The sequence below is a fragment of the Puia sp. genome (assembly GCF_035546395.1).
Lineage (GTDB): Bacteria > Bacteroidota > Bacteroidia > Chitinophagales > Chitinophagaceae > Puia.
On the sequence record NZ_DASZXR010000015.1, the window covers coordinates 17,545 to 30,566 of the forward strand.

At 54.0% G+C, this 13,022-nt stretch carries 16 protein-coding genes; 7 read left to right on the top strand and 9 right to left on the bottom strand.

All coding sequences use genetic code 11. From position 1 onward, the window contains the following. Positions 1–1,146 carry a glycosyltransferase gene (locus tag VHE34_RS18005; protein ID WP_325590248.1) on the top strand — a complete coding sequence of 382 codons (1,146 nt, stop codon included), beginning with the start codon at positions 1–3 and terminating at the stop codon, positions 1,144–1,146. Then, positions 1,143–2,294: an ABC transporter permease gene (locus VHE34_RS18010; protein WP_325590249.1), complete on the top strand. Its 1,152-nt coding sequence runs from the start codon at positions 1,143–1,145 to the stop codon at positions 2,292–2,294. The genes VHE34_RS18005 and VHE34_RS18010 overlap by 4 nt, the downstream gene beginning before the upstream one ends. A gap of 47 nt (positions 2,295–2,341) precedes the next feature. On the opposite strand, the gene VHE34_RS18015 is transcribed toward VHE34_RS18010, so the two are convergent. Next, positions 2,342–2,812: an Lrp/AsnC ligand binding domain-containing protein gene (locus tag VHE34_RS18015; protein ID WP_325590250.1), complete on the bottom strand. Its 471-nt coding sequence runs from the start codon at positions 2,810–2,812 to the stop codon at positions 2,342–2,344. 353 nt (positions 2,813–3,165) lie between these two features. Continuing rightward, complete coding sequence (locus tag VHE34_RS18020) at positions 3,166–3,456, bottom strand: hypothetical protein (protein ID WP_325590251.1); 291 nt, start codon at positions 3,454–3,456, stop codon at positions 3,166–3,168. A gap of 175 nt (positions 3,457–3,631) precedes the next feature. On the opposite strand from VHE34_RS18020, the gene VHE34_RS18025 reads away from it, so the two are divergent. The 5 genes from VHE34_RS18025 to VHE34_RS18045 are packed head-to-tail and all read left to right on the top strand — an operon-like array spanning position 3,632 to position 6,995. Continuing rightward, positions 3,632–4,639 carry an NAD-dependent epimerase/dehydratase family protein gene (locus VHE34_RS18025; protein WP_325590252.1) on the top strand — a complete coding sequence of 336 codons (1,008 nt, stop codon included), beginning with the start codon at positions 3,632–3,634 and terminating at the stop codon, positions 4,637–4,639. A gap of 6 nt (positions 4,640–4,645) precedes the next feature. Continuing rightward, a complete protein-coding gene (locus VHE34_RS18030; RefSeq protein WP_325590253.1) occupies positions 4,646–5,614 on the top strand; it encodes a glycosyltransferase family 2 protein in 969 nt (322 codons plus the stop codon). A gap of 38 nt (positions 5,615–5,652) precedes the next feature. Continuing rightward, positions 5,653–6,420, top strand: coding sequence for a tRNA (guanosine(46)-N7)-methyltransferase TrmB (gene trmB / locus VHE34_RS18035; protein ID WP_325590254.1), 768 nt, complete (start codon positions 5,653–5,655; stop codon positions 6,418–6,420). Continuing rightward, positions 6,407–6,610, top strand: a complete 204-nt coding sequence (locus tag VHE34_RS18040; protein WP_325590255.1) for a DUF5522 domain-containing protein — start codon at positions 6,407–6,409, stop codon at positions 6,608–6,610. Before trmB ends, VHE34_RS18040 begins: the two co-directional genes overlap by 14 nt. Then, positions 6,585–6,995 carry an MGMT family protein gene (locus VHE34_RS18045; RefSeq protein WP_325590256.1) on the top strand — a complete coding sequence of 137 codons (411 nt, stop codon included), beginning with the start codon at positions 6,585–6,587 and terminating at the stop codon, positions 6,993–6,995. Before VHE34_RS18040 ends, VHE34_RS18045 begins: the two co-directional genes overlap by 26 nt. On the opposite strand, the gene VHE34_RS18050 is transcribed toward VHE34_RS18045, so the two are convergent. Genes VHE34_RS18050 through VHE34_RS18080 form a run of 7 tightly spaced genes read right to left on the bottom strand, consistent with a single transcriptional unit; the run spans position 6,992 to position 13,007 of the window. Continuing rightward, positions 6,992–7,573: a DUF420 domain-containing protein gene (locus VHE34_RS18050; protein ID WP_325590257.1), complete on the bottom strand. Its 582-nt coding sequence runs from the start codon at positions 7,571–7,573 to the stop codon at positions 6,992–6,994. The genes VHE34_RS18045 and VHE34_RS18050 overlap by 4 nt on opposite strands. A gap of 3 nt (positions 7,574–7,576) precedes the next feature. Continuing rightward, a complete protein-coding gene (locus tag VHE34_RS18055) occupies positions 7,577–8,371 on the bottom strand; it encodes an SCO family protein (protein ID WP_325590258.1) in 795 nt (264 codons plus the stop codon). A gap of 58 nt (positions 8,372–8,429) precedes the next feature. Next, on the bottom strand, positions 8,430–8,873 hold the full coding sequence (locus VHE34_RS18060; protein ID WP_325590259.1) for a cytochrome C oxidase subunit IV family protein: 444 nt from the start codon (positions 8,871–8,873) through the stop codon (positions 8,430–8,432). Positions 8,874–8,892: 19 nt separating this feature from the next. Beyond that, the gene (locus VHE34_RS18065; RefSeq protein WP_325590260.1) at positions 8,893–9,567 is read right to left on the bottom strand and encodes a cytochrome c oxidase subunit 3; all 675 of its coding nucleotides are present in this window, start codon (positions 9,565–9,567) and stop codon (positions 8,893–8,895) included. A gap of 49 nt (positions 9,568–9,616) precedes the next feature. Further along, positions 9,617–10,180, bottom strand: coding sequence for a cytochrome c oxidase subunit 3 (locus VHE34_RS18070; protein WP_325590261.1), 564 nt, complete (start codon positions 10,178–10,180; stop codon positions 9,617–9,619). A 36-nt stretch (positions 10,181–10,216) separates the two neighbouring features. After that, on the bottom strand, positions 10,217–11,125 hold the full coding sequence (gene cyoE, locus VHE34_RS18075) for a heme o synthase (protein WP_325590262.1): 909 nt from the start codon (positions 11,123–11,125) through the stop codon (positions 10,217–10,219). Between the two features lie 55 nt (positions 11,126–11,180). Then, complete coding sequence (locus tag VHE34_RS18080; protein WP_325590263.1) at positions 11,181–13,007, bottom strand: cytochrome c oxidase subunit I; 1,827 nt, start codon at positions 13,005–13,007, stop codon at positions 11,181–11,183. Positions 13,008–13,022: the final 15 nt, after the last annotated feature.

The following is a 13,022-nucleotide window of genomic DNA, read 5'->3' on the forward strand; positions in this document are numbered from 1 at the left end:
ATGTTTTTTTCGCTCACGCTTTTCAGCTGTCTGCTTTTTGCCGTCTATGGCGCGTTGATCGCCTGGTATCACCGGGCCTGGCGGGCGTTGCCGGTGTTCCGTCCCGATGCGGCGAGCTTGCACACGCGGATCACGGTGCTGATCCCGGCGCGGAACGAGGAGAGTAATATCGGCGTTTGCCTTCGGAGTCTCGCAGCCCAGCGGTATCCGCGCGATCTTTTCGAGATCATTGTGATCGACGATCATTCGACCGACGGAACGGCGGCGGTTGTAAAGAATTTTTCCGCGTTACCGATCCGTTATCTTTCCCTGGCGGATCTCCCTTCGGCGGAGGCCCATACTTCCTATAAGAAATTTGCGATTGAAACCGGGATCGGCGCAGCCAGGGGCGAGCTGATCGTGACGACCGATGCGGATTGCATCTTCGATCCTGAATGGCTCGGGACGCTTGCGGCCTTTTATGAGCAGCGGGATGCAAAGTTCATTGCCGCGCCGGTGCGGATCGGCGGGGGAGGAAATTCCCTTTTAGCGATCTTTCAAAGGCTGGATTTTATCACGCTGCAGGGCATTACCGGGGCGGCGGTTTCCAAACGCATTCACTCCATGTGCAACGGCGCGAATCTCGCCTACCCGCGGGAGGTTTTCTATTCCGTGGGCGGGTTCCGGGGGATCGACCAGATCCCGTCCGGGGACGATATGCTGCTGATGCATAAGATCTTTTTACGGTATCCCCAGCGGGTGTTCTTTTTGAAGCACCGGCAGGCGATCGTTTCGACCAATCCCGAAGCCCGATGGAAGGGATTTTTTAACCAGCGCATCCGCTGGGCCAGCAAGGCGGACCGGTATGATGACAAACGCATCTTTTGGGTGTTGTTGCTGGTCTATCTCGTGAATGCCCTGTTCCTGGCGCTGGCCATAGGCGCTTTTTGGAACAGCTGGTGGGGGCTGCTATTGCTGATCCTGCTGGTGGCGAAGACGATGGTGGAGGTTCCCTTTGTCAGTGATGTCGCGGCCTTTTTCGGGCAGCGCAGGCTGATGGCGTATTTTCCCTTTTTGCAGCCGCTGCATATTACCTATACACTCATCGCCGGCTGGCTGGGGAAATTCGGGAGCTACCGGTGGAAGGACCGAAAAATCGTTAAATGAAAGGTAGACAAAACATTGGTTCGCGCCTCCTGCGCAATCCCGGTACGCTCTTCGGGCTTATCGTTATCGGCTTGGCGACAGTCGTCGCCGTTACGGGGTACCTGATCGCGCCCGACGGTTCGCCGGATGCCAATCGTATTATTGTAGAGATCGGGGGACGTAAACCGGGGTTCAGGCAGGAGTTTGTGCTGGTCAGGAAGCCGGGGGCGGCCGCGCGGGCAGGGTTCTTTCACCGCCTGCTGTTTGGGCAGGAGGATCGGTACGATTATGTGCCGATCGAAGGCTATCAGACGAAGGGAGACAGTCTTATCGTGCAGAAGTTCGTGGACGAGGGCGTCTATGAGCGAAGGGCGTACGCCAATGATTGCAGGGTTTCGGCCCGCACCACTGGTGCGGCCCCCGGTCGCGGGCTTGCGCCCGTGGACGGGACGCGTCCCGCGTCTCAGGTGTTGACGGGACCGCCGGCGATCGAGGTCCGGCGATTCTGGCTGGGCACGGACAAATATGGCCGGGACATCCTCAGCCGGCTGCTCATCGGCGTTCGGGTGAGCCTTGCCGTGGGAATGGTGACCGTGCTGCTGTCGATCAGCGTGGGCGTTGGTCTGGGTGCGCTGGCGGGCTATTTCCGCGGGCGGGTGGACGAGTTCATCCTTTGGCTGGTAAATGTGATCTGGAGCATCCCCACCCTCCTGCTTGTGTTTGCGATCATGCTGGTATTGGGAAAAGGATTCTGGCAGGTGTTCGTGGCTATCGGGCTTACGCTGTGGGTGAATGTGGCCAGGATCGTCCGTGGCCAGGTGTTGGCCGTGCGGGAGCGGGAATATGTCGAGGCGGCGCGGGCGCTGGGTTATTCGCATGCCAGAATCCTTTTCCGGCATATCCTGCCGAATATCATGGGTCCGGTCTGGGTCGTCGCAGCCTCGAATTTTGCTTCGGCGATCGTTATCGAAGCGGGGCTTAGCTTCCTGGGCGTGGGCGTACAGCCGCCGCAGCCCAGCTGGGGCCTGATGATCAAAGAGAATTACAACTTCATCATTACGCATAATCCGATGCTGGCGCTGGCGCCGGGCATTGCGATCATGCTGCTGGTGCTGGCCTTCAACCTGCTGGGGAATGGATTGCGGGACGTTTTGAACGTCCGTGTATAGACAGTGAGGGGAGGACTATTGTGTGGGGACGGGCTATTAGGCGGGGGCTATTCTTTATAGACCTGGACGTTGCGGGTGAAGCTTTCGTCCAGAGAGATAAAGGTCTCGGTGCGTTCGATGCCTTTTATCTTCTGCAGTTCGTCATGGAGGACAAATCGCAGCTGGTTGATGTCTTTGCAGACGATCTCGGCGAACATGCTGTAGTTGCCCGTTGTGTAATTGAGGCGAACGATCTCGGGAATCTTCTGCAACTCGCGGGCTACGCTGTCATACAGGGAGCTCTTTTCGAGATAGATGCCGATAAAGGCAATAACGTCATAGCCCAGCTGTTTCAGGTCTACATGCAATTTTGTACCTTTGACGACCGAGAGCTCCTGCAGCTTTTTTATCCTGACATGGATCGTACCTCCCGAGACAAATAGCTTTTTTCCCAGCTCCGCGTACGAGATCTCCGCGTTCTCCATCATTTCATGGATGATCTGCAGATCCAATTTGTCGAGATTCAATTTAACAGCCATCTTAAATAGAGTTTTTGAATTTTATCTACATTAGAATACAAATATTTGAATAATTATGAAAACATAAAAATATTTCTTCAAAAATCATGAATATTTAGGCCATTTCGTTAGTTTTGTTTCAACAACGAGATCGAAAGTTCTTTACCATTGTGGAGTGATGAAATTTGGCAGACATGCCCTCTTGTCTCGGGGGTGGGGAGCCAGGGATAAACATAGTGTAATGCCGGGTCCGACAAAAATCGGGCTCGACTGGGGTTGACCACCGCACATTGCGCTAGCGCTAACCGCCCCGTGGAGGTTCGAATCCTCCCTCTACAGCGATTTAAAAAAACCCCGCCGATGGCGGGGTTTTTTTATTTGGAACCCTTTGGCCTTTTCGCTTTTTTGTCCGCCAGGTGCTGATCGAAGATCAGCCGGAGGAGGGAGAGGGGTTCCATTTCCATGAGAGCTGCCAACCGGAGAAGATCCTTCAAACTAAAATCCTCCACATCGTCGATCAGCCGCGTGAAACGAACGTTGTTGATCCCCAGGTCACGCGCGACGATGGTTTTGGGAATAAAATGAAAGAGGTCCCGGAAGTGGTGGATACGTCCCGCCGATACCATGGGTACGATGAGTTCGTATCTTTTGTCCTTTGCCAACATATTTCAAAGAAAAGAGATAGTTAGCAGTTTTATTAAATTATATACCAAATCTATTGCTAAAAGGACTGAACTTTCGTTTATGGTGGACTAAATCAACCGCGGATTTAATTATACGGTATCTTAATGGGACACAAGCGGATAGTGAAATGTTTTTCCTTAATTTTGGCGACTTTCTATGAACAATAATATCCTTGTTACAGGTGCGGCAGGTTTTATCGGTTCTCATGTTTGTGACCACCTGGTCAATTCCGGTTATTCGATCGTTGCCCTGGACGACCTCTCGGGAGGTTTTGAAGACAATGTAAATCCGTCGTGTACATTTATCCGGGGCTCCATCAATGATGTTGACTTGATCAACCGGCTGTTCGCGGAATATCAGTTTCAATATGTATTTCATCTGGCAGCCTATGCCGCCGAAGGATTGAGTCATTTTATACGGAGGTTCAATTATAATAACAACCTCATCGGGAGCATCAATCTGATCAATGCGTCGGTCAATACCGGATCGGTAAAATGTTTTGTCTTTACCTCTTCCATAGCTGTGTATGGGAAGAACCAGTTGCCGATGACAGAAGATCAGACTCCGCTTCCCGAAGATCCGTATGGCATTGCCAAATTTGCGGTGGAAATGGACCTAAAGGCGGCACATGAGATGTTTGGCCTTAACTATGTCATCTTCCGTCCTCACAATGTGTATGGAGAGCGCCAGAATATCGGCGATCCATATCGCAATGTCGTTGGGATCTTTATGAACCAGATCATGCAGGGGAAGAAATTGACCTTGTTTGGAGACGGAATGCAGACCCGGGCATTCAGCCATATCGACGATGTCGCTCCGATCATTGCAGCAAGCATCGAGAACAATTCGGCTTACAATCACACTTTCAATATCGGGGCGGACGTCCCGTATACGGTAAAAGAACTGGCGACCATCGTTTGCGACTGTTTCGGAGTTTCGGAGCAGCTGGTTTTCCTGGAGGCAAGGAACGAGGTGCTTCATGCCTATTCGGATCATAGCAAGGTGAAGAGTTATTTTGGTCACCTGATCAAGGATATCACCTTGCGGGACGGAATAAAAAGGATGGTCGAGGATGCCAGGGCGAAGGGTCCCAGAACCGGTAAGAAATTTGAGAATATCGAAGTCCTCAGAAATATGCCTCCGGCCTGGACGAAACTTATTTAGCCGAATATGGATCAGCATTTTCCTTCGATCTCCGTTGTCATCCCTGTAAGGAATGAGGCAAAAAAGATCGCCGCATGCATAAATGGCATTCTCTCTCAGACCGTGCCGGTAAAGGAGATCGTCGTGGTCGATTCGGGCAGTACGGATGGAACCCTCGAAATCCTGGAACGATATGAGCTGGTTCGGGTCATAAAGATCCCTTCTTCCGAGTTCAATCATGGCCTAACCCGGCAGCTTGGTGTCGAGGCAGTCTCCTCCGAATTTGTGCTGCTCACCGTCGGCGACGCTGTTGCCACCAACAATCGCTGGATCGAGACGCTGTTATCCGGTTTTACTGATGAAAAGGTTGCCGGCGTTTGCGGTTTGCAGGTGATCCCTCATGATATCGACAAGAACCCCATTGGCTGGTATAGGCCGGTGGATGCCCCGCGTGAAATAAGATATTCTTTTCCCGATCCTGAAGATTTCAACAAGCTTGATCCGGACAGGCAAAGAGAAGCTTGTGGATGGGATGACGTCACTGCCTTGTACCGGCGGGAAGTTCTTTTGAAGTTGCCATTCCGTAAGACAACGTTTGCGGAGGACGCCTTGTGGGCAAAGGATGCGCTTTTGGCGGGGTATACGCTGGTATTCAATTCCGCAGCTACTGTATACCATTATCATAGCCAGAACGAAGAATTCACCTTTAAGAAGTCGTTTACCCTCCACTATCATTTTTATAAATTCTTTGGACAGCGGCCGGCCATACCGGTGGTCACTCTAAGGCAAAAGTTGTCAAGGATAAAGTTGCTTTTGGAGGCGGGCAGTATTCCCTGGAGGCAGAAATGGCACTGGTACAAATACAACCGGGCCTTAGACCGGGGCACGATGGCCGCCGCCAGGAAGTTTAATGAAGCAATTGCTGCGGGCGAGGCCCACCTCGATGAGGTCCATTCGAAGCTTTGCGGAACCCCCCCTATCCCGAGTAAAAACTAAGGAAAACGACTGGCCATTTCGTAAATTCGCCTCTTGTTATGGGCCAGAAAAAACTCATCCGCTTTGAGGCGATCAAATCGTTTCCCAATGTATTGCAGTATCCCGATGGCATGGCAGGTCAATGGGGGGTATTCTTTAAGAACGATCAGCCGCTGACGCTGGAACTGGCCTGCGGTAAGGGGGAGTATACGGTTGGACTGGCCCGGATGTATCCCGACCGGAATTTTCTCGGAGTCGATATGAAGGGGAACCGCATCTATATCGGCGCCAAGCGGTCGCTCGAAGAGAAGTTGACCAATGCCGCCTTCCTGCGTACGCATATCGACAAGATCGCGACCTATTTCCGGCCGGGCGAGGTAAGCGAGATCTGGATGACCTTCCCCGATCCGCAACTGCGGAAATCCAGGGCCACCCGGCGGCTCACGCATCCCCGTTTTCTCCGGCTCTATCAGCAGATCCTGGCGCCGGGGGGCATCATTCGCCTCAAGACCGATTCGCCGGTGCTTTATACGTTCACTCAATGGGTGATTGCGATGTATGGGTTGACGCTGCTCGAGGATATCGACGATGTGCATGCGGGGACGCCTTCGCCGGAACTTCAAATCACCACGCACTATGAAAGCCTCGACATTGCCCAAAGCAAGCGGGTGCATTATCTTTCTTTTGTTTTGCCGGTGGAACCGCTGCCCGATCTGGATGGGCGGCTGCTGACGCGGATAAAGGAGGAAGAGCCGACTCCCGAGACACCGCTGCGACCGGCCAGGATCCATTCTTCAAAAAAACGGAAAGAGGATGCCGCCGACTGAGGGGATCGATTATTACTATAATGACCAGGGGTTGATGGTCCTGACGGAGAAATATCTTTTGGAACGGGGCTATTGCTGCGGCAACGGCTGTATGCATTGTCCCTACGACTATGAGCGGGTCGGCGAGCCGCGCCGATCGCAGCTCCTCGAACAGCGAAAATCAAATGGCGACACCGAGAAAAAAAAATAAGGCGAAGACCCCGGGTGCAGCGGGCGATCGCCTCAAGGCTATAAAGCCTTCCGGCAGCCGCGACGAGTCCTTCTTCGAGCTCGTGCATGCCGTCGCGCGGCAGATCCCGAAGGGCCGTGTCACCTCCTATGGCGCGATCGCCGCGGCGCTGGGAACGAAACTATCGGCCCGGATGGTAGGGTGGGCGATGATCCCGGCGCATCATGCGACTCCGCCGGTTCCGGCGCACCGTGTCGTCAATCGCAACGGCCTGCTTACCGGGAGACATCATTACAATCCGCCGGAGCGGATGCAGCAATTGCTGGAAAAGGATGGAGTTATCGTCAGGGACAACCAGGTGGTGGATTTCGGGCGGCTGTTTTGGGACCCGGCCAGGGAACTTTAGTAGTACGGACTGATCATCACATACACCACGACCCCGGTGACCGCGACATACAACCACAGCGGCCAGGTGATCTTCGCCAGCTTGCGGTGTTTGTCAAATTTCTGCTGGTAGGCGCGTTGCATGGTAAAGAGGACAAAAGGGATGATTATCCCCGAGAGAAGGATATGTGAGGAGAGGATAAAATAATAGATATAGCGCAACGACCCTGCCTGTTGCTTTTCCGGGTCGCTCAGCAGGCCGTCGTGGTTCAGGTCGCCGAAACGGGTCGAAGGGTTGGTGGCGTGATAGAGGACATAGGAGACGAGGAAGACGGCGCTGAGGATCACCGCGGTCCAGTTGGCGCGGCGGTGCGCCACGACCTGGCCATGCCGGATAAAATAAAGGCTGGCCAGCAGCAGTATCGCCGTGCTGCTATTGAGGATCGCATGGAACAGCGGCAGGGAGTGGGTGTTGAAGCCCAGGTCGATCTTCGCCTGGGGACCGAGGATGAGGAACGCCACCGCGGCGGGGATCGCGATGGATACGACGATGATCGCCCTGGTGTAATTCTTTTTCGTCAAAGGAACATTTGGGTTCATACACTACGATAGTTTCTTTTTGTTAAAATATACTACAGCGGCAATCGTCCCCAGCAGGATCACGATGATCGGGATCACCAGCGGCCTCAGCTCGTCGAAGGCGGTGGATTTGCGCTTCTTGTCTTTCTCCAGCATGATAAAGACGATATCGTCGCCGAGCTTTGCCATGGCGGCCGTGTCGGTGCCGTGATAGTAGCCGCGGATCACGCGGTCCTTATCGAGCAGGGCGACATAGTCGGTGTGGACGAAATTGGAGTCCACGCTGACGCTGTCCTGCAGGCCCAGCTTAAGCTCGTTCAGGGCGAAATCATAGATCGTCTTTTTGGGACCGGTGAGCATCCACCAGACGTCCGAATTGACGCCATATCGATCGGCATATCGCTTCATTACGGGCGGCGAGTCGTGCTCGGGATCGACGGTAAGGGAAATGAACTTGACGAACGTGGTATCGATGCGCTTACTATAGTCCTTTAGCTTTAACGCATCCTGCAGGTGCCGCATATTGCGGGTCAGGATCGGGCAGATGCTGGCGCAGTGCGTAAAGAAGAAATCGATGATGATAACCTTGCCCTTCAGGGAGTCGAGGGAGACGGTATCGCCCAGCTGGTTCTGCAGCCGGATATTGGCGACCCTGTGCCAGATGGTGTCGTTGACTTCCTTGCCGTCCTTCATGTGGGTGACGACAGAATCGGGAAAATAGTGTCCCGGCATCGCCACACCATATTGTCTGGCCACCAGGTAAAAGCCGAGGGGTATCACGACCGCGATACAGACGGCCAACCAGCCTTTCTTGTTCATTCCACAAAAATACGAAACCATCGCCTTCGGCGATGGTTGCTATTTAGTTTAACGAACATTATTCGGGTGAGCCGGGCTTGACGGCCGGAGTTTCGTGTTCGCCGCCTTCGGGTGCGACCTTCTTGTCATTCTGCTCCAGCTGGTATTTGTCATAGCGGTTACGCAGTTCCCGGTAGGAATTGCCATCGGTAACGAAGGCGATGACGAACCAGACGAAGAGGAGCGCAGGCACCGCGATGGTCATGATCATATTCTTGATCTCATGACGCAGGTGCATGAACTCGGCGATGATATAGAAGGCCTTGGCACAGGTGAGGATCAGGTAGACGCCATTGAGGACGTATTTGGGGGGGAATCCCGTTTTTAGGTGGATGGTAGCCAGTAACAGCTCTACCATCGTGATCCCGAGCAGGATCCAGAAGGTACGCCAGATCGGCCTGGTGTCGAATTGGGCGTGTGCGTTATCGTGACCGTGGCTCGTAGTGGTATCGACGTTTGACATATCAATCAGTTTAGATGTGTTAGAGTAAGTAGAAGCAGGTGAACACGAATACCCATACCAGGTCGACGAAGTGCCAGTACAGGCCGGCCTTTTCGATCATGAGGTAATGGCCTCTCTTCGCAAAATCGCCGCGAAGGTTCTTGATCAGCATAATGCAGTTGATCACCACTCCCGAGAATACGTGGAAGCCATGGAAACCCGTAATGGTAAAGAAGAAGTTGGTAAAGTTGGTAGAAGCCTTTGACCCGTTGATGTTCGGGAAAGGATTCCGGCCCCACCAGGCGCCTTCGCCGTGGAGGTGCGTCCATTCCCAGGCCTGGCAACCGAGAAACATCAGGCCGCCGATGATGGTCAGGATCATATAGAAAGTCACCTTTTTCTGATCGCCGGCATGGCCTGCGGCTACCGCGAGAACCATCGTTACCGAGGACATGATCAGGATAAAGGTCATAAGGCTCACAAATACCAACGGAAGGTGTAAGCCACCCATGAGGGGGAAGGCGCGGAAGACTTCATTGGGGTCTGGCCAGCTGTTGCTCGAGAACCGGATCGTGCCATAAGAGATCAGGAAAGCACCAAAAGTAAAGGCATCGCTCATCAGAAAATACCACATCATCAGTTTCCCATACTCTACGTTGAAGGGGCTTTTCCCGCCACTCCACCATTTCTGACCTGCCGGTATTGCTTGTGCCATGTTGAGATTTTAGTTGATTTGCAAATTTATTTAAACAATACTAAGTTTTCTATTTTATCGCCATAAAGAAAATGAACAGATAGAGCCAGAGCAGATCGACAAAATGCCAATAGGTGCTCATGATCTCCACGGGTATGCTGTTGTAGCTGCGTGTCTTTGTCGCATAGGCTTTCCCCACCATTATCAGCAGCGGAACGACCCCGCCCATTACGTGTACCGCGTGAAGCCCTGCGATGATGTACAAGAACTGTCCTCCGCCCGATCCGTGAAAGTTGATCCCCGAATCCCAGATGGTCCGGAAGCCCACCCATTGCAGCAACACAAAAACGATCCCCAGCGCGGCCGTAACGCTCATCAGGTTCCGGTAGCGAAGCATCTCCCGATGCTTAAAAGACTTCAGGGCCATCTGGATGGTGAGGCTGCTAAGCAGGATCACCGCCGTCGAGTACCAGAAGGCTTTCGGGATGAAGAAGCTGGTCCAGCCCGGCTGGTCGCGCTTTACGACATAGGCGCTGGTCAGCCCGGCAAACATCATGATGATGCTTCCCAAAGCCACCCATAACGTGAATTTATGGGGATGTATTTTCTTTCTCTGTTCGTTCACAATTTCCATAGTTATATTCCTTCTGGACGAACCGCTTCGGGCGGTTCAAGCCTTATTCGCCAGCAGCGCCAATAATACCACGGGCAGATAGATATAGCTGCTGAACATCACTCTCCTCGCCGCTTTTACTGTCATTTCCCTATACAGCCGAACGCACTGCGCGACCATTGCCAGGTTGGCGATCGCCACGATCATCAGGCCGACGATGCCGCTCATTCCGCCGTTGTCGCCGCCGACGAAATAGGGCAGGACGCCAACCGGGATCAGCAACAGCGAGTAGGTGATAGCCTGGATGGCGGAGTATTTTGTCGGCCCTTCGTTGGACGGCAGCAGCTTGAATCCGGCTGCGGTATAGTCCTTGTGTGCAATCCAGGCGATCGCCCAGAAATGGGGGAACTGCCAGAAGAATTGCAGCGCGAAAAGGACCCAGCCGCCGACGGACAGATCGTCATTCCCTGCCGCCCAGCCGATCAGGCAGGGGAGGCTTCCGGGGATGGCGCCTACCAGCACGGAGATGGAGCTGACCTTTTTCAGCGGCGTATAAACGAACGCATAGAGAAAAAGGCTGAAGGCTGCCAGGGCTGCCGTGAGGAAGTTGAAGTGCCAGAGCAGAAGGATGCCACCTATTCCCGCCAGTACCGCAAAGGTCCCGGCTTCCTGGGTGCTCATCCGGCCGGCCGCGACGGGCCGGTTGGCCGTGCGCTTCATCAGCGCATCGGTATCCTTCTCCACGATCTGGTTGATCGTGTTGGCGCTGGCCGTGACCAGCATGCCGCCAAGGAAGAAGAGGCCGATGGACGCCCAATCGAACTCCTTTACTTTCGGCGCCAGCAAATAGCTGATCAGGGCGGAGAACACGACCATGAAGCTAAGGTTGAACTTGATCAGCAGTTTGTAATCCTGCAATTTGCCGGCAAATGTTAAAGAACTCGGTTGCTTCACAGTCTCCTCCATCAATTCATTATTTGTTCGATGCCCTGGTTTTGACCAGGGCATCGAAAGCTTTTCATTAGTGTGCACTCTCGTTGGCGCCCAGCGGCTCGGTTTGGGGGATGAAATCCCTGCCGTCCTTGGCGTAGTCATAAGGCCAGCGGTGTACTTCGGGGATATCGCCGGGCCAGTTGCCGTGACCGGGCCGGATCGGGGCCGTCCACTCGAGTGTGGTAGAACCCCAAGGGTTGCGGTTCATCACCCTTCTGCCCTTGAATATGGAGTAGAAGAAGTTGAAGACGAACAGCAGCTGAACGGCGAAGGTGATCATGGCCACCGTGGAGATGAACCGGTTCAGACCGCCGAACTGGTTGAAAGAGATCCACTGGGAGTAGTCCAGATAGCGGCGGGGCATCCCGGCCAACCCTTCGTAGTGCATGGGCCAGAAGATGAGATAGGCGCCGGCCAGGGTGACCCAGAAGTGGATATAGGCCAGCGTATTGTTCATATAACGCCCGTACATTTTGGGGAACCAGTGATAGATACCGGCGAACATTCCGAGGATACCCGATACCCCCATTACGATATGGAAGTGGGCGATGACGAAATAGGTATCGTGCAGCTGGATATCCAGTGTCGAGTTACCGAGGAAGATACCGGTCAGACCACCGGAGATGAACGTGCTTACGAAGCCGATGGCGAAGAGCATGGCCGGCGTGAACCGGATATTCCCGCGCCAGAGGGTCGTCAGCCAGTTGAAGACCTTGATCGCGGAGGGAACGGCGATCAGCAGGGTCAGCAGGACGAACACGGAGCCCAGGAAGGGGTTCAGACCCGTCACGAACATATGGTGCGCCCATACCAGGAAGGCGAGGATCGCGATCGCGAACAGCGAGCCGACCATGGCCATATAGCCGAAGATGGGTTTGCGGGCATTGACGGACATGACCTCCGATACCAGGCCCATCGCCGGGAGGATGATGATGTATACTTCGGGGTGACCAAGGAACCAGAACAAGTGCTGGTAGAGGATCGCGCTACCGCCTTCATTGGGAAGGGCTTTATTGGTCTCGGTCAGGAAGATGTCGGAAAGATAGAAGCTGGTGCCGCCGTGACGGTCGAACAGCAGCAGGATAAAGCCGGAGAGAAGGACCGGGAAGGACAGCACCCCGAGGACGGCCGTGAAGAACAGCGCCCAGATGGTAAGCGGCAGGCGGGTCATACTCATCCCCTTGGTACGCATATTCAGGATGGTCGAAATATAGTTCAGGCCGCCGAGCAGGGAAGACACGACGAACAAGGCCATGGAGATGATCCAAAGGTCCATACCCGTCTTCGATCCCTCGGAGGCATCGCCAAGTGCGCTCAAGGGCGGATAGGAGGTCCATCCGCCGCTGGCCGGGCCGGTGGCGATGAACAGCGAGGAGAGCATCACGATGCTGGCCATCAGGAAGAACCAGTAGGAGAGCATGTTGAGGAACGGCGACGCCATGTCGCGGGCGCCGATCTGCAGGGGGATCAGGAAGTTGGCAAAAGTTCCGCTCAAGCCTCCCGTCAACACGAAGAACACCAGGATGGTACCGTGCATGGTCACCAGCGCATAATAGAATTCCGGTTGGATCTGGCCGCCCTTGGCCCAGTGACTACCGAGGATATCTTCGAGGAACTGGAAGTGCGCGTCGGGGTAGCCGAGCTGCAGCCGGAACAAAACGGACATCAACCCGCCGATGATCGCCCATATCATCCCCGTGATGAGGAACTGCTTGGAGATCATCTTGTGGTCCTGGCTGAACACATATTTCGTAATAAACGTCTCCTTATGGTGGTGAACGCCATGCTCGTCAAGATGCGCCTCGTGTGTTGTTACCACCTCTGGATGTCCGTGTAGGGTTGCTTCGTTGCTCATGTTCAATATTTTTTA